Source organism: Pseudoalteromonas sp. SR45-1 (assembly GCF_014163655.1).
GTDB classification, from domain to species: domain Bacteria; phylum Pseudomonadota; class Gammaproteobacteria; order Enterobacterales; family Alteromonadaceae; genus Pseudoalteromonas; species Pseudoalteromonas distincta.
This window is the reverse complement of the sequence record NZ_JACJDR010000005.1, coordinates 215,739-232,298: the sequence shown is the minus strand read 5'-3', so window position 1 is coordinate 232,298 and position 16,560 is coordinate 215,739. Positions and strand designations below refer to the sequence as shown.

Genomic DNA, 16,560 nt, shown 5'->3' with positions numbered 1-16,560 from the left:
GCCTGCCGCCAGCGTTCAATCTGAGCCATGATCAAACTCTTCAATTAAAAAGTTTTATGTCTTTCGACAGCTCAATGAATTCTGAATTTTTTAATATCTTTCGATATTGAATTGACTGTGCCGAAGCAACTTATAAATAAGTTACTTCTGTTGGTCACTCAGTTTTCAATTGAGACTCTAATTTGTTTGCCTCGCTACCTAAGTAGGTTGGCTGTTAGAACTCAATCTGTACGAGTGCCCACACAGATGATTGCTTTATATTGTTAAAGAACGTTGCGATTATAAAGTTGAACTTTATCTCGCTAGGGCTGCGCATATTACGCTTTCCTATTTTTTTGTCAACACTTGAATTTAAACTTTCTAAAAAGATTCAATCTAAGTTTTACTTAACACCCTGAGTTGTTCGTGCCTCGCTATGCGTTGCTGTTTCCCGTCTCAGTGGGGTCGCATTATAGGGAGCGGCGGATTTTACGCAAGCGTTATTTGCATAAAATAGTAATTAAAATTAAGCCCCAAGCAAGCACACACGATAAGCACAAGTTACTCACAAAACCCTGTTGATAACTCTTCTTTTTACATAGCTAAACCATACTAAAGCTATTAATTAAAACCTTAAAAATGCAAAAAGCACCTTATGTAGGTGCTTCTTAAAAGTAATAGTTATTAGAATCTAGGGTCTGTTTATCTTTCAAGGTTAAATTTGCAGCAGCCTGTTTGGTATTCAGGCAAGGCAGAGCCTATGTAGTGTGGTTACTCCCCATAAATAGGCGATAACGTAGCATTAATGCCAAACAGGCGCTGCCCAAAGGGTTCTTCCTAGGGGCTATTTACTCTTTGTTACTCGGTTTTTACTTAGCCCACTAGGTTACAAATCTCGCGCCGCGATTAAACACCCCCTAGTTTGAACAAATTTTAATCCGCAAAGAGCAACAGACCCTAGTATAAAATACTATATAACTTGCGACGATACTTAGCTGCGAGTGCGTCGCCATCAGGTAAAGAGGCAATAATGGCTAAAAAGCTTGGTTTTGCTTCGTTGAAGTTCAGATCTTTTTGTAGAACTGTAAACAGTACATCCAATGCTTCTTCTTTTCTGCCTGCTTCATTAAGTAAAATACTGAGCTCTTCTTTTAATTCTAAGTCATTTGGATACTTTTCTACTTGTTGTTGCTTTTCTTTAATCTCTGGTGAATCTTTTGCCTCAAGCGCGGCTTCGCATTTTGCTTTTATATTATTAAAGTAAGCATCTTGCTCTTGTGCATCTATTGTATTTATAAGCGCTTGCGCTTCATCTACCTTGTGAATTTGAATACATATGTCTGCTAGCACTAACTTGATACGTGCATTACCGCTGTCTATTTCATAAGCTTGCTTTGCATAATTAAATGCAGCATTTAAATCTGACTTTAATAACGCTTGCTTTGCTTGCTCTAATAGTAAGTCTTGTTGCGCAGGTAAATGCTTTGCTAGGGCTTCGCGTATTTGCGCTTCGCTTTGAACACCTGCAAGTAAATCTACTGGTGCGGAGTCTTTTAATAATACAAGCGTAGGCAGTGTTTGCAGACCAACTTGTTGCGCAAGTTGAGAAGCGAGTGCTTGTTCTGCATCGCAATCTAAGTTTGCTACTACTATATAGCTTGCATTTTCTGCTGCTACTTTATCTAAAATTGCAGCCTGTCCGATGCAGTCAGGACTTTGAGGAGAGAAAAAGTTAAGCAACACCAATTTTTGTTGTGATGTTTCACCGAGTACTTGTTGAAGGTTTTGCTCATTAATACTAACTATGTTGCTCATTGAATTGATTGCCATATTCGTCTATTTAGGTTTTTATATGGTGGTGAACATAATAATTACAAGTCATATACCTAAATCACTCGGTATACATATTCAACAATAAGGGAAAATATGAAATTAACTTACCTAAGTGCAATACTTTTATTAGCAAGCCCATTAGTACAAGCAAATGGACTCGATTTGAATTTAAGCAAAGCCATGCCAGCTATTGAAAAGTTTTACCTCGACTTACACCAATCCCCAGAGCTTTCTTATCACGAACAAAAAACAGGTAAAAAGATAGCAGATAGATTAACTCAGCTGGGTTTTAAAGTAACAAGTAATGTAGGTGGCTTTGGAGTAGTTGGTATTTATAAAAATGGTGAGGGGCCGACAGTAATGATCCGCACTGATACTGATGGCTTACCTATTATTGAGCAAACAGGAAAATCCTATGCCTCAAAAGTCAAAGTAATAGACGAGCACGGTGTAAAAGTAGGTGTAATGCACGGCTGTGGCCACGATATCCACATGAGCTCTTTTATTGGAACTGCAGAGCAGTTAATTGCTCATAAAAAACAGTGGCAAGGTACATTAATGATGGTTGCACAGCCTGCAGAAGAAGTAGGTGGGGGTGCTAAAGCGATGTTAAGCGAAGGACTATTTAGTAAATATGCAAAACCTGATCATATAATTGCTTTACATGTAAGCGCTAGCGTCCCCGCTGGTAAGGTATCAATGAAAAATGAATACACGATGGCAAGTGTAGATTCTGTCGATATTACAATTAAAGGTAAAGGTGGTCATGGTGCTTACCCTCATACAACTATAGACCCAGTGGTTATAGCTGCACGCACTGTACTTGCTTTGCAAACAATCACAAGCCGAGAGCTTTCACCGCTTGAGCCTTCTGTGATTACAGTGGGGTCTATTCATGGTGGCTCAAAACATAATGTGATTTCGGATGAAGTAAAACTACAACTCACTCTTAGAAGCTATAACCCCGATGTAAGAAGCGCTCAAATAGCAGCAATAAAACGAATCACCGCAGGTATTGCACAAAGTGCTGGCTTAAATGAATCTAACTACCCTGTAATATATGTACATGAAGATGAATCGATTCCATCTACTTATAATAACCCTGCACAAACAGACATTGTTAGAAACTCTATTGCCAGCGCAATTGGCGATACTAATGTACTTGAAACACAAGCTGTAATGGCGGGTGAAGATTTTGGCCTATACGGGCGCACCGATGAAAATATCCCTATCACCCTCTTTTGGCTAGGAGGCGTAAACCAAGCACAATATGCAGATTCAATAAAAACAGGTGAGGTACTCCCTTCTCTACACTCTAGTAAATTTGCACCAGATTATAAAGTTGCTATTCCTACTGGAATAAAAGCAATGAGTAACGCTGCTGTTGCTTTATTTAATAAGTAACCTGAGTTCTGGATAATAAATCTATCTCAAACAGAGTTCAGGTTGAGTAATATCGTTTAATAAAAAAGCTCTGTTGCTAACTAGCAACAGAGCTTTTTTTATAACTCGACTTTTTAAAGGTCGCTTTTCCACCTCGTTTAGCAAAACGTTTTTTAGGTGAGGTTTTTGGTAACTTCGCAAATGCATTGCTATCGCAGTTTGCTGCTAATTGAACAAACCCATTTAGGTCAGCAAGTAAAGGCTGTAAAAATTGCTGATAACTCATTGCCTGCTGTGCAATATCACCTAAGCTCGACTCCCACTTTGCGGTTAAATCAGGACTCGCTAAACCTTGTGGTAATACGCTAATAAGAGCAAGTCCCGTTTCGGTCGCTCTAATTGACTTACCTTCACGTTTTAAAAAACGCCGCTTAAATAGCAACTCGATTATTCCCGCACGTGTTGCCTCCGTACCTAAACCATCAGTGTCTTTTAATACTTTTTTAATTTGTGGATCTTTAACATAACGGCTAATGCCCGTCATCGCAGCCAACAATGTGGCATCGGTAAAATAAGCAGGGGGTGATGTATGCTTTTCGACTACTTCGCCTTTATCGCAAAAAAGAGGCATACCTTTTGTTAAAGGAGGTAGCGAGGCTTCATCTTTTAATTCAGATTTACCCATTAACACCTTAAAACCCAAGCTTACATCTTGCTTTGCATTTGCCTTAAAAAGCCCACCAGCAATAATTACCTCAGCTTTAGTTTCGTTATATATATAGTCGGGATAAAACTGAATTAAGTAATGACGGCTTATTAATTGATATACCTTTGCTTCGTCACCGCTCAAACTCGCTGACTTTAACTGCTTAGCCGTAGGCACAATGGCATGATGGGCAGCTACTTTTGAATCGTTAAAACATTTACTACGCTTTTTTACATCAGCCCCGTTTACTAATTCACTGCTTTGCCCCCCATTTGCACTTATTGCCTTTAAAATAGCAGATGCTTCTTGATGGTGATCTTTAGGTAAATAACGATTATCTGAGCGTGGGTAAGTAATTAGTTTATGACGTTCGTAAAGTATTTGGCAAATATCCAATACTTTTTGAGCTGGCATACCAAATGCTTTAGCGGCATCTATTTGCAGAGCAGATAAATTATAAGGTAATGGAGCACTTTGCTTTTTTTGTTTTTGGTCGAGTAAAGTAAGCTCAGCACTTTGCTTTGTAATACGTGAAGCAACATTTTCTGCAAGAGCTTTGTTAAGTATTCGCCCTTCTTCATCTTGATGTGGCTCACATGCTTTGCTTGGAACCCACTTAGCTATGAATGGTTGATTATCAGGAGTAAGCAAATGCGCCAATACATCGTAAAAAGGCTTAGATACAAAGTTCGCTATTTCGTTATCTCTATTAACAACAAGACCTAAAATAGGGGTTTGTACTCGCCCTACCGAAAGTACATTACCAAACCCTGCTTTTTGCCCTGCTAACGTATATGCACGCGTTAAATTCATACCAAATAGCCAATCAGCACGAGAGCGCGCTAAAGCAGATACACTTAACGGAATAAAATCTCGATTAGAACGCATAGTACCCAGTGATTTTTTTACTGCGGACAAATTTAAATCACTAATGAGTAAACGTTGCGTACTTTGCTTTTTAGCCTGACTTATTTTGGCTTCTTCTATTACTTGATCGACTAGTAGCTGGCCTTCACGGTCTGGATCGCCAGCGTGAATAAGTTGCGAGGCCTGTTTAATTAATTTTTTTAAAACAGTGAGCTGTTTGCGAGTTTTGGTTTTGGCTTTTAACTTCCACTGTTCAGGTATTATAGGTAAGTGTTCAAACTGCCATTTTTTAAAGCGCTCATCATAGTCATCGGGTTCTGCTTGTTCTAGCAAATGCCCAATACACCACGATACACAATCGCCATTAGCGACTTCTATATAACCATCATGTTTTTTATGTGGTTTTGGTAAGGCATCAGCAATTGCTCTGCCTAGTGATGGTTTTTCTGCAATGTAGAGTTTCATGGGAGTCGCTCACTCACTGTTTATATAAACAGTAGTTTAGCACAGCTATTTTGAAGGTGGGGAGTTTTCTATTTTTGACTTTACACTACCTTGCTTAGTGAAAAGGATAATTAAAGGTAAATAGCATACAACCACCGTGGCAATATTGATAAATGGCATTAGGGTCTGATAAATAACGGTACTGTAAGCTAAATCCCACAAATGGCGGTCAACTAATCGGAATAGTTGTAATATAGGTGCGCCAATAACAACTAGTTGCCCAATAACACATTGCCATAAATAAACTTTATCCTTTATACCCCAGTAAGCTATAAGTGCCATCCAAATAATATCTGTGATCGCCCAAACTAAATAACGATAAATATAAATGTCATCAAACGCTCGTAGGCTTGAAGCAGTTAGGTTACCAAAGAGGAAAAAAGCTGCGGTAAGTAATACAAATCGAAAGGCTAGGCGATCTTTAAATACAAAAAATATAAAAATAGCCGGACTTAGCATTAAAACCCAGCTTTTGCTTAAAATACTAACAATATATAAAAACCATTCAGGCAAAATACTCTGCCCTATTTTGTTTTTTTATCGTCATCAGTACCATCACCATTACCCGGCATGTCGCAATATTTATTGATTATTTTCACAGGCACTCCATTACATATGTTAAGGAAATGTACTGTAAGCTAAAATGACGAAATTGCCAAGATACTTAAGGCAATTAAGTACCTTAAATCAAAACAAACATAGTGAAATATAACACAAGCAATAACTTAGCGCACATCAATAGGAGCAGACTCTTTAGCCTTACCTTGCAGGATTGATATTTCTACTCGACGGTTTCTTCGGCGATCTTCATTTGAATCGTTTGGAACAAGTGGACGAGTATCAGCTCGCCCCACTACCATCATGCGGTTTTTATCAAACCCTTGCACCGTTTGCAGCTCGCTTGCTACAGCTACAGCTCGCTTTGACGATAAGTCCCAATTATTAATATATAGCTCATTCGATACCTGAAAATCGTCGGTATGGCCAGATACAGTTATTTCGCCAGGTACATCTTTTAACAGTACACCAATATCTTGAATTATGGGTTTAAACTTAGGTTGTAAAAATGCACTACCCGAAGGAAATGAACCATTCTCTCTAATACGAATAATTATTTGCTGCCCTAAAGATTCAAGCTCAATTGCACCATCTATTATTTGCTTTTCAAGCTGCTGCGCGATTTTTTTAACGAGCTCGTTAGTTTGTTCCTGATCGGCCGCTGAAGTTGCTTGCTCTGACGATTGCTCTTGAGAAGTACTACGAGATTCGCCACCACGTTTATCCCCGCGTTGTTCTTGCCTGCCGCCAGCTGAGCTTTCATCTCCAGCCTGAAACTCTAACATTTGTTGAGTCATTTCGACTGTTTGCTGCTGAATGGTTTCTATTGGGGTTGGCTCTGGTTTGCCTGGGGTAAACTCCATAGCAATAACAGAGGTACCTTTAGGGATATCTTTTACTTCAATTTTATTCTGCACACCAAAAGCAAACTTCATAGAGCCCGCAATTTGTTTAAACTTAAGTACATCCATTTCTGAAAACGCAAGCAAGAGTACAAAAAAGCACATTAACAGTGACATTAAATCGGCAAACGTTCCCATCCATGCTGGTAGGCCTGGTGGTGGGCATTTGCACTCTTGATCAGACATAATTACTCCTCGGTATCTACTTTGCGTTTAGATTCAGCTAAGTAATTTTTCAAAATACCTTCGATAACTTTTGGATTTTGGCCATCTTGTATACCTAAAATAGCATCTAAAATTAAACGCTGATTCATAGCTTCTTCGTCTTTACGCAGTTCAAGTTTTACCTGAATAGGAATTGCCACAACATTGGCTAAAAACGCACCATATAAAGTTGTTAAAAGCGCTACCGCCATTGCCGGGCCAATTGCTTTTGGGTCATCCATGTTAGATAACATTGCAACTAAGCCAATTAGAGTACCAATCATTCCCATTGCTGGTGCAATATCGGCTAATGACTTAAATAAGCCTGCACCCATTTCATGTCGAGTAGTGGTTAAAGAGATGTCTTTTTGAAGTGTGGCGCGAACAACATCTGCGTCATGGCCATCAACAAGCATGTCGACGCCTTTGCGCATAAATGGATTTGGGATTTCAGCTTCTTCGAGTGCTAAAAAGCCCCCTTTACGAGCTGAATCAGCAAGTTCTACTGCTTTTTCAATAAGCTCTTCTGGCGTTTCAATTTTAAACATAAACGCTTTAGCAACAACTTTACCTATACCCAAAAACTGCGACATGGTGAAATTTGATAAAACAATGAAAAGTGAACCACCAAATACAATTACACTAGAAGGAGCATCGGCAAACATAGCCATTTCACCGCTACTACTCATAAACATAGACATGACAATTAAGCCAATTGCGCCTAGGATCCCGATTATGGTTGCTAAATCCACATTTCCTCCAGAAGTTTCATGCTTAATGGCCTTATCATAAACTTTTATTATTAACTGCTTATCGGCAACATATTGAATTGCTTAAGCCATTTTTATAAATAAACATAAAAAGCAGCCTTTAGCACTATTTTAGATCAAGTTATAAGGGCTACCTAATTATCAATTGATTTATTAAACTAACAGACCGCTATTAAGGCTTTATTAATACACTTGAAATATAATTTAACGTTATAAAAGTAAAAAACCAATATCATCCTTTGACCTAGTTTAGCATTCCCCCTAAAATTGACCCCTAAATTTATTATGTAAGCTGAAATAAAGATGGCGACTAAAAAACCTGAAAACTTAAGTTTCGAACAAGCACTAGAAGAATTATCTACAATCGTTAGTGACATGGAACAAGGTGACTTATCGCTTGAGCAATCGTTAAAGCAATTTGAGCGTGGAATTGCATTAGCAAGTGCTTCATCAGGTAAATTACAGCAAGCAGAACAAAAAGTATCAATTTTGATGGGGAATGGCGAAAAGTCAGTTCTTACGAATTTTGATAATGATATGGAATAGCTGTGAGCATAAATAATTATATCGAACGTGCTCAAAAAGATGTAGTAGCGACCTTACAACAGCATTTTAAACAGCCTCTCGATACTGAAGAAACAGTCAAGAACGCCACCCAGTATGGATTATTTAATGGCGGTAAAAGATTACGTCCATTTTTAGTTTATGCCACAGGTAAAATGCTCGGTGCAAACCAGCAAGACTTACATGTACTTGCAGCTGCAATTGAGTGTATCCATAGCTATTCGCTAGTTCATGACGATTTGCCCGCTATGGACGATGACGACTTACGCCGTGGCCGCCCTACTTGCCACATAGAATTTGGCGAGGCAAATGCAATTTTAGCCGGTGATGCCCTACAAACACTCGCCTTTGAGCTTATTGCGAATCACAAATTTACATGCTCGTCGCAAACACAAGTAAAAATGATTGCTACGCTTGCCAACGCATCAGGCCTTGAGGGCATGGTAGGCGGACAAGGTCTTGACATAGCAGCAACAGATAAAGTAATTACCGTACAAGAGCTTGAGCGAATACATAAGCTAAAAACCGGAGCTTTAATTAATTGTGCAATTACACTTGGTGCACTGTGCAGTGAAAAGGCAGATCAACAAACCTTAGAAAATTTAAGCATTTTTGGGTATGCTATAGGGCTGGCGTTTCAAGTACACGACGACATTTTAGATGTTGAAGGCGATACGGTTACTTTAGGTAAACCACAAGGCTCCGATATTGCCGCGAATAAAGCGACATATCCGGCGTTATTAGGTATGCTAGGCGCTAAAGAAAAGGCGCAAAATTTAATACAACAAGCCCATGAAGCGTTGGCAAATATAGATGCTGACACAACACTTCTTGCGTCGCTAGCAAATTACCTAATTGAGCGTGACCACTAATTTTTGCTCATACGTATTGCAATTAGCACTGACATTATTACTCAACATTAATTATTCGTAAAAGCTTTGAATGAATTAATGTTAGCGAAGGATATATATAAAACCATGACACTTGATAGTAGCAAGTATCCATTACTTAATTTGGTTGACGAGCCAGCCCAATTGCGTGACTTAGCGCAAGACAAACTCCCTGCATTTAGCAATGAGCTGCGCGATTATTTACTCAACTCAGTATCGCAAAGTAGCGGTCATCTAGCGTCTGGTTTAGGGACGGTTGAACTAACCGTTGCGCTACATTATGTTTATAACACTCCAGACGATCGCCTAGTTTGGGATGTGGGTCACCAAGCTTATCCACATAAAATCCTTACAGGTCGTCGCGACCAAATGCACACTATTCGCCAAAAAGACGGTTTGCACCCTTTTCCTTTTCGCGATGAAAGCCAATACGATACGTTTAGCGTAGGTCATTCAAGCACCTCTATTTCAGCTGCCTTAGGTATGTCTATTGCCGCCCAAAAAGAAGGCAAAGGTCGAAAATCTGTAGCCATTATTGGTGACGGAGCTATCACCGCAGGCATGGCATTTGAAGCGATGAATCATTTAGGCGATGTAAAATCAGACATGCTTATTATTTTAAATGATAACGAAATGTCGATTTCAGAAAATGTTGGCGCATTAACAAATCACTTTGCCCGAATTTTATCAGGTAGCTTTTATACTAACATTCGTGAAGGCAGTAAAAAGTTACTCTCAGGTGTGCCTCCGGTAAAGCAACTTGCCAGTAAAATGGAAGAGCACATTAAGGGCATGATGATCCCGGGGACCTTCTTTGAAGAATTAGGCCTAAATTACATAGGCCCAATTGATGGTCACGATGTAAACATGCTTGTAGATACATTGCGTAATATGCGTAATTTAAAAGGCCCACAGCTTTTACATATAAAAACGCAAAAAGGTAAGGGCTACAAACCTGCTGAAGCCGATCCTATTGGCTACCATGGTGTACCAAAATTCGATCCGAGCACAACTAGCCTGCCTAAATCTAAACCTAGCGCTGCTACTTTTTCAAAAGTTTTCGGCGATTGGTTATGCGACATGGCAAAGCAAGACAGCAAGTTAATGGCTATTACGCCAGCAATGCGCGAAGGCTCTGGCATGGTACGTTTTTCTAAAGAGTTTCCAGATCAATACTTTGATGTGGCCATTGCAGAGCAGCATGCTGTTACTTTAGCAGCTGGTTTTGCTTGTGAAGGTTTAAAACCTGTTGTTGCTATTTACTCGAGCTTTTTACAACGTGCGTATGACCAATTAATACATGATGTTGCACTGCAAAACTTACCTGTATTATTTGCCATTGACCGCGCTGGTATTGTTGGAGCCGATGGTGAAACTCACCAAGGTGCGTACGATTTAAGCTTTATGCGCTGTATTCCAAATATGGTAATTATGGCACCAAGCGACACCAACGAATGCCGCCAAATGCTATACACCGGTTATAAAGAAAACTGCCCTGTTGCAGTTCGTTACCCTCGAGGTAGCGCAGGTACTGCAGACATTGAAAGCACTATGCAACTGCTTGAAATAGGTAAGGCAGATACAATTAAGAAAGGCAGTAAAATTGCCATTTTATCGTTCGGTACATTACTTGAAAACGCCCAGCTTGCAGCTAACGAATTAGATGCAACGCTTGTTAATATGCGTTTTATTAAACCACTTGATACTGCACTTTTAAATGAGCTTGCTACTAGCCACGATACCTTTGTTACGCTTGAAGATAACGCGATTGCTGGCGGTGCTGGCTCTGCAGTTAATGAATACTTGGCAACGCAAAAAGCTGATATTAATATCCTTAACTTAGGTATTCCTGATGAGTTTATTAAACACGGCACGCAAGATGAAATGCACGATGAAATGGGATTAGGCGAGCAAGGAATATTAAACGCTATTAAGGCGTTTATCGCTTAAGCTATTTACTTAGTTTATTAAAAAGGAGCCTCAAGGCTCCTTTTTTTGTTTTTAATTTTAACTTTTTTGCATCCAGTTTCATTTTATAGCCGTTATTGATATGAGGTTAACATGTAAATAATCGGTGCCGCTTAGTCTATGCCTTATGAGCAAGCGCGTTATTTACCTACATTTGATGGAATATTTAAAAGGTAAAAATGATGAATAAAGCTAATTTAACAACTCATTCAACACAAAAAAACACACTTAAACACACGCTTAGTTTTTCAGCTTTAACACTTGCAGTATTAATCGGCATTACAGGCTGTAGCTCAGACGATGGTGAAAACGGCGTAGATGGTATTGCAGGCACCGATGGACAAAACGGTACCGACGGTACAAATGGCAACCCTGGTTTTGCATCAGCCACATTAATTTTGGCAAACAATGGCGAGAGCAATACAGGCACTATCGATTTAATTAACCAAAACGCCTCTAAACTAAAAACCTTTAATACAACAGCTAACGAAGGCGTTGCATTTGATAGCTTAGGTAATTTATTGCAAGCAAGCGACAGCGAAAATGGCAGTATTAAAACTATTTGCCAGCTTGCAAATCGTAGTGACGGCGCAACCTATACAGCTAATACAGATCGCGAAATAACAGGTACTAACACAACACTGGTAAACCCTAAAGGAATAGCTGTAGCACAAAAGAGTGGCCTTGTTTTTATTGCTGACTTTGGCGCTATGCAAGTAACGACTTTTGGCGCTACAGCCGCGGGCGATGCAGCGCCTTTAGGCACAACTATTACAGAAGCGGCGCCGTGGGATGTTGATTATGATGAATCTAACGACCGCCTTTATGTAGCACTAACAAATGGTGATGTAGCCGTTTATGATAATTTTGTTGGTGGTGAATTTGCCGCAATGCCAAGCCGCACAATTACTCCAAGTAATAATGATGGCACGCAAATATCTGTAAATATTCACGGCATTGTTTATGACTCAAATACTAATAAACTTGTTTTGTCTGATGTAGGCAGTGCCTCAGACGCAACCGATGGTTCGTTATTTGTAATTAATAATGCTTCAACTGCAGAGGGCTTAGTAAGCGTTGCACGAAGTATTGCCGGTCCAGCAACAATGCTTGGTAACCCAGTTGATATTAGCCTTGAAGGTAGTGACTTACGTGTAGCTGAAAAATCAAATGATGCTGTTCTTGTGTTCAGCAATATATTTTCAGGTGAGAGCGGCGATATCACTCCTGATTTAGTTACCTCAACAATTAAACCTGAGTCAATTACTAAACTGGGTATACAAAATGAGATGGCTGATATTTCAGATAGTGATACCGCTAATATGGCGCTGCTAGGTGTTGCTGTAAGTAGTAATCCGGGCACTGCAGGTGAAACAACTGGGCAAATTAGTCGATTAAGTTCACAACTTAACACAGAAATTGGCAACTATAATGCAAGTCAAACTATCGAAAGTGTAACTTTTGATAAAGCGGGTAATAGTTATACAACGTTCGATAACAGTACAACCTCAATTGGCGGTATTGTTATTTCAAATAAAGTGGCAATAAACAGAGATGGGCAAACTTATAATACGAACCAAGACAGCATTATTACTGGTTCGAATACAGGCCTTATATCTCCTAAAGGTCTTGATGTGGCTTCTGATAGCGGTATGATTTTAGTTGCAGAAAATAATGCAGATACTCCAAGCATTTCAATATTTTCAACTTGCACCACAGGGGATGCAAGCCCATTAATGACGCTTACGTTTGCAAACGATGCTCGCCCTTGGGATGTTGATTACGATGCAAACACTGATCGAGCTTTTGTAGCACTAACAAATGGAACCGTTGCTGTATTTGACGAAGTTAAAAGCAAACTAATGGCTGGTAGTACTAATATTGCAGTTGAGGATAGGCTTATAACGCCAGCAAATGCAGGTACAGCAGTAGCAGCACCAAGCAACATGCACGGCATCGACTACGACTCGCTAAGTGGCTCGCTAATACTCTCTGATGTTGGTAGCGCAGCAGTTGCTGACGATGGCAAAATATACGTATTGAATAACGTAGCAACTGCATCGGGCTTGGTAAACATAAGTACCACTATTAGCGGTCCAAATACCCTACTGGGTAACCCTGTTGATATTATGTATACCGGAACAGATTTATACGTAGCTGAGAAGTCAAATAATGTGGTTATGCGATTTAATAATATTTTAAGCAGTGCAGGCGGTGATATAAGCGCCGATACCAGTACGGCATTTACAGCCCCTGAGTCGATTGCAATATTACCAGCTTGGCTTAACAAATAGAGTTAACCTCACCATGCCTGACCAATAACCTTGGTCGGGCATTATCGCATCCACACTTTTATATCTGCCAAGCCATTACTTTGTAAAATACCTAATTGCTGATCAACATTAGAGTTTTGTTCAAACTCAAATGCATCGAGCTGATCATCAAACGTAATATTAGCCACACCATCACCACCGCGCTTTTTAACTTGATGCAGTGCTATATCTGCTAAGTTAATAGAGGTTTCCCAGCTAATTACCTGTCCGCCTAGTAAAGGTAATGGATAAAATGACCAACCAATTGATGCCGTGATATTAGTTGTTTTTCCATTTGGTAATTGGAACGAATTAGCCGCTATTACTTTACAAAGTTCTGAAGCATAGCTGTCTATTTTATTGCATTTAAAGTCACGTAATAATAATAAAAACTCATCACCACTCCAACGTGCCACATAGTCAGAGCCCTGCGTACGCGAATTTAACAATGCAGCCATTTGCTGTAAGCAGCTATCACCTGCAATTGGGCCATACGCATCGTTAATACGGCTGAAGTTATCAAAGTTAATAATTACCAGCACCAGTGACTTACCTTGTGCCTGCAGCGACTGTGAATTACGTTGAAAGTGCTCAATATCTTTAGGGAGTTGATCAAACAAAAAGCGGCGACTACGTAGCCCTGTTAGCTCATCTGAGTGACTCACTAATTTAAGCTGTGAATTCACTTGGCCTAATTTATCATTAGCTTGGCGAAGCTCTAAGGTACGCTCAGTGATTAAGCCCTCTAATGCTTCTTGTTTTCTGCGTTCTTGTGCTCTAAACACCCAAAAAATGAGATAAAAAAGCAAAATAAAACCACTGGTAATTAAAAGCCTAAAGTAAATTGTTTCGTCAAAGCGCTCAGGCACTACAAAACCGTATTCTACATCTTGCGCTTTAGCCCAGTCTTCACCTTGGCGCTTAGCTTCTAATTGAAACAAAAACGAGCCAGGAGGCAAGTTAGTATAAATAGCTTCACGTCGCGTATTTGCATAGCGCCAGTCACTATCTAAGCCACTTAGTTTATATCTAAATTCAATGCTGTTTGGTGCATAGTAATCAATAGCTGTGTAAGTTAGCGTTATATCACGCTCGTCTGTTTCTAATGATGGTTTTTTACCAAGCGCAGCGGTAGTTAAATGACGAAGTGGCGTTGTTATTGTCTCTATTGTTGGCTTTAATGCAAGCACACCAAATAGCTCTACATTTTTAGGTATTTCAACAACACCTTGTAAGCTTGGGTACCAAATAGAATTTCCGGTGTCTGCTACCGCATCATGCCCAAGTCCACTACAACATTGATTCGCTTTACCATCAAGTTGACGGTCAAAAGATGAAATTACTTCTTCAACTTTTAAGCTTTTTATTTCTGTTTTAAATTGCTCTACAGGCATTCTGTAAACACCTTTCATGGTGCTTACCCAAACATGCTTTAACTTTTCATCATATTCTAGGCTAAATATAGAACCATACGGTAAACCATTAGCTGCATCGAGCTGACGCCATTGCCCTTGCGTACTTCTGTAAAAAAGCCCGTCGTTAAGAGAGCCGATTAAAATACCCACGCCATCTATATGTAGCACGCTAGTTACGTATGCGCTTTCAAGTGTTGTTTGGTCGCCAATTTTTTCAATGCCACGGTCTGTAAAGTAATATGCGCCCTTACTAGTACCAATCACACCAAAGTTTGTTTTATCTAATACGTAGGTAATAAACTTACTACCTAAAAAAGCGTTATAGGCAAAAGGCGTTAAACCAGCATAATTTAATCGATATAAACCGCGTCCGGTACCAATCCAAAAGCCGCCTTTACTAGAGCGACTTATTGCAAATACCGGATTATCGCGAAGTGCTCGACCTGGGACGGTGTAAAGTGTCTTGTTTTCAAAAACAAATAAGCCGCGCCCTGTGGCTATATATAATCGCTCACCATCAAATTGTAGATCGTGTACTGATGCGTATCCATATTTACTACTTGGGACTAAATTAATAAAACTTTTATCTAAATCGAAATAACCAATGCCGCTTTTATTCGCAACCCACAGTTTACCATCGGGTGCTTGGCTAATAGCCATAACAGATTCGGTCATGTTTGAAACTGCTGAATGCCTTTCGACTCGTCCTTCATGAGCAAGCCACAAGCCTTCACTAAAGCTTGCTAACCAAACGTTATTTTTATCATCTCTAAAAATATCAGCAAACCATATACTTTGATCGAGTTGGCTAGGCTCTACCCATTGCCACTCACCGGTTTTATCTCTGAATAATAAGCGTCCATAGGTCGAAACCCACAAGCCACCATCGGTATCACTCATAAACTTATAAACGGCTGAGTTATTTGCATTAGGTAGAGGAAAAGGTCTTAGCTCGTCATCTAAATCTAAAAAGTATGCACCTAGCTCAGAAGCTATATACAAATTACCATTTAAAAATGATAAATCGTGCACTATGGTTTGCGCTAGGCGCTCTGGTAAAGATATTTTTGCGGTAAGCTCTAAACGTAGTTTAGAAAAATCTGATGAGTTTTTTGTAAGGCGTAATAAATGACGATCATTAACCAGCCAAATGCCTTCAGGAGAGAGTGCCATTTGGCTAACAGAGCCAACTATTTGTGTGATGACAGTAGCATTAACAATAGGTAGAGGACCATTTACTTCAGTGCGTAAATCAACTTGCCCTCTATCTACATAGTATAAGCCGTTGGCCGCAATCCATATGCTACCTTTAGAGTCCTCAAGAATATCCCTTACTGGACCTTTAATATTAAATTCTTGTGCTGCAAATGTGGCTGGGTTAATAACTACCAAGCCACTTTTAGTGCCTACCCATAACAAACCACTAGAATCGACTAAAAGCTTATTAACACCATTACTAGGCAAGAATGGGCTATTTTGCGTGTTGTAATTTGTAAATGTTGTACCATCAAAACGGCTTAAACCAAATTGCGTACCAAGCCACATATAGCCTTGCTGATCTTGCACAACACTTTTAAGTGATTGCGACGGTAGGCCATCTTTTATATTCCATTGCTTAACTACGTAATCAGTAATTGAAGCCCAACTTGGCGTCGCGCACAACATAAGTACACAAACCAGTAAAAATCGCATCATATTGCTGCCA

Annotated in this window: 11 protein-coding genes; 5 read left to right on the top strand and 6 right to left on the bottom strand. The window is 39.6% G+C overall.

Annotation, left to right across the window (positions count from 1 at the left end; genetic code table 11):
• Positions 1 to 936 precede the first annotated feature (936 nt).
• Positions 937 to 1,794 carry a tetratricopeptide repeat protein gene (locus H5089_RS07585; RefSeq protein ID WP_182711883.1) on the bottom strand — a complete coding sequence of 286 codons (858 nt, stop codon included), beginning with the start codon at positions 1,792 to 1,794 and terminating at the stop codon, positions 937 to 939.
• 111 nt (positions 1,795 to 1,905) lie between these two features.
• Between H5089_RS07585 and H5089_RS07580 the strand changes: the two genes are divergently transcribed.
• A complete protein-coding gene (locus H5089_RS07580) occupies positions 1,906 to 3,216 on the top strand; it encodes a M20 family metallopeptidase (RefSeq protein ID WP_182711882.1) in 1,311 nt (436 codons plus the stop codon).
• 76 nt (positions 3,217 to 3,292) lie between these two features.
• On the opposite strand, the gene H5089_RS07575 is transcribed toward H5089_RS07580, so the two are convergent.
• The 4 genes from H5089_RS07575 to pomA form a co-directional block, all read right to left on the bottom strand.
• On the bottom strand, positions 3,293 to 5,233 hold the full coding sequence (locus H5089_RS07575) for a DNA topoisomerase III (RefSeq protein WP_182711881.1): 1,941 nt from the start codon (positions 5,231 to 5,233) through the stop codon (positions 3,293 to 3,295).
• Positions 5,234 to 5,278: 45 nt separating this feature from the next.
• On the bottom strand, positions 5,279 to 5,785 hold the full coding sequence (locus H5089_RS07570) for a hypothetical protein (RefSeq protein WP_182696310.1): 507 nt from the start codon (positions 5,783 to 5,785) through the stop codon (positions 5,279 to 5,281).
• 212 nt (positions 5,786 to 5,997) lie between these two features.
• Positions 5,998 to 6,918 (bottom strand): flagellar motor protein MotB, encoded by a 921-nt coding sequence (locus H5089_RS07565; protein ID WP_024597196.1) that lies wholly within the window; start codon positions 6,916 to 6,918, stop codon positions 5,998 to 6,000.
• A gap of 2 nt (positions 6,919 to 6,920) precedes the next feature.
• On the bottom strand, positions 6,921 to 7,688 hold the full coding sequence (pomA, locus tag H5089_RS07560) for a flagellar motor protein PomA (RefSeq protein WP_024597197.1): 768 nt from the start codon (positions 7,686 to 7,688) through the stop codon (positions 6,921 to 6,923).
• A gap of 321 nt (positions 7,689 to 8,009) precedes the next feature.
• On the opposite strand from pomA, the gene H5089_RS07555 reads away from it, so the two are divergent.
• From H5089_RS07555 to H5089_RS07540, 4 genes are all read left to right on the top strand, one after another.
• Positions 8,010 to 8,252, top strand: coding sequence for an exodeoxyribonuclease VII small subunit (locus H5089_RS07555; protein ID WP_002961738.1), 243 nt, complete (start codon positions 8,010 to 8,012; stop codon positions 8,250 to 8,252).
• A 2-nt stretch (positions 8,253 to 8,254) separates the two neighbouring features.
• Complete coding sequence (gene ispA / locus H5089_RS07550) at positions 8,255 to 9,142, top strand: (2E,6E)-farnesyl diphosphate synthase (RefSeq protein ID WP_024597198.1); 888 nt, start codon at positions 8,255 to 8,257, stop codon at positions 9,140 to 9,142.
• Between the two features lie 105 nt (positions 9,143 to 9,247).
• Positions 9,248 to 11,110: a 1-deoxy-D-xylulose-5-phosphate synthase gene (dxs, locus tag H5089_RS07545; protein WP_024603572.1), complete on the top strand. Its 1,863-nt coding sequence runs from the start codon at positions 9,248 to 9,250 to the stop codon at positions 11,108 to 11,110.
• Between the two features lie 200 nt (positions 11,111 to 11,310).
• On the top strand, positions 11,311 to 13,422 hold the full coding sequence (locus tag H5089_RS07540; protein WP_154903652.1) for a hypothetical protein: 2,112 nt from the start codon (positions 11,311 to 11,313) through the stop codon (positions 13,420 to 13,422).
• A 41-nt stretch (positions 13,423 to 13,463) separates the two neighbouring features.
• Here the strand turns inward: H5089_RS07540 and H5089_RS07535 are convergent, their stop codons facing one another.
• Positions 13,464 to 16,550, bottom strand: coding sequence for a ligand-binding sensor domain-containing diguanylate cyclase (locus H5089_RS07535; RefSeq protein WP_002961745.1), 3,087 nt, complete (start codon positions 16,548 to 16,550; stop codon positions 13,464 to 13,466).
• Positions 16,551 to 16,560 lie beyond the last annotated feature (10 nt).